The 1,123-nt window shown below is 48.4% G+C and carries 2 protein-coding genes; one reads left to right on the top strand and one right to left on the bottom strand.

Annotated features, from left to right (window positions below; translation table 11 throughout):
- Window positions 1-131: 131 nt before the first annotated feature.
- A complete protein-coding gene (locus tag KDK14_RS09145; RefSeq protein ID WP_257264789.1) occupies window positions 132-500 on the top strand; it encodes a hypothetical protein in 369 nt (122 codons plus the stop codon).
- Window positions 501-698: 198 nt separating this feature from the next.
- Here KDK14_RS09145 and KDK14_RS09140 read toward each other — a convergent pair whose 3' ends face one another.
- Complete coding sequence (locus tag KDK14_RS09140) at window positions 699-1,112, bottom strand: TM2 domain-containing protein (RefSeq protein ID WP_373691056.1); 414 nt, start codon at window positions 1,110-1,112, stop codon at window positions 699-701.
- Window positions 1,113-1,123: the final 11 nt, after the last annotated feature.

The following is a 1,123-nucleotide window of genomic DNA, read 5'->3' as shown; positions in this document are numbered from 1 at the left end:
ATGGATGCAGTCGCCAGAGCAACGCAGGAGCAGTTGCCGCGTAGGGCAGTCTATTTTCGGACAGCCTCCTGGATTGATTCACCCCGTGAGTCAATCTCTCATAACGTTATATCAACGATGGATGCTGCTGTATGAATCCAAAAGAACAGGACTACGTTCTTGACTTGATAGAACGCCTGAAACCCTATCTACCCATGACGGCGACTCCCGGTAAAGCACTGCTTACCACTTTGCGTTTGGACGACAAGACGACTGTTAAGCTCAAAAAAGACACCCGGCTAAAAGTGGTTGATGCTCACTATCTGGGTGTTGAAGGCGGTCTGGCCCTTGCCTGTAAGCCACCCGCGAAAGTGAGCGAGAATATGATGGTCAATTCCATTACCCACCTGAAGCTGGACGCGAAGCACCCTTTTTACAAAGAGCTGCGGGCCTATCAACTTGCCCGGATTGCCTGGCTGGCGGAAGGTCATCGGCAGGATGGGGTGATTTCCCAGATTTGATTGACTGCTTTTAGGACTGGTCATGGATGACAGCCTGCCAGAGTGATACGGCCGGAACTCAACACACTGTTGGATTCACAGGGCAGCTTGGGCGCAAACCTCAGAAGCGAAACCGGGGGGCGGGTCTTGAATCTTGAACGAGTTCAAGATTAAAAACCTGCCTCTAAATTCTTGGCCTAAAATTTTTAACCCACTTTTTCAGTTTTCTGATGCAGAACTATTCGCACTGTTTTTAATCGAGATCTGGTCGTTTAACGTCCAAAAATCGTAAATAACACCAGGGCCAAGAAAACCAATGGTAAACAGATACAAAATCCCGGATATCCATTTACCCGGGTACATACGATGGGCACCGAATACACCCGGGAATGCCAGCAAGATCCATGTAACAGAGTAATCATACTGGCCACTATGGAAACGAAAATCCGCTTCCCGATCCATGGCCGGGATAAGGGAAAGATCGATCAGCCAGTCTATGCCCAAGAGACCGAGGGTGAACAACCAGATAGCCCCTTTTTGGATTGGCTTTGTCATTTTTTGATGTATCAGCACCTCTATCATCAGTGGAGTGGCCAGTTGAGTCACCGCTTTTGCAAGTTTTTTGATAACCATCAGACGATGGT

This window comes from Endozoicomonas sp. ONNA2 (assembly GCF_024606365.1).
In the GTDB taxonomy this organism is placed as follows: Bacteria; Pseudomonadota; Gammaproteobacteria; order Pseudomonadales; family Endozoicomonadaceae; genus Endozoicomonas.
The sequence above is the reverse complement of the archived record's forward strand: the minus strand, read 5'-3'. Positions and strand labels throughout refer to the sequence as shown.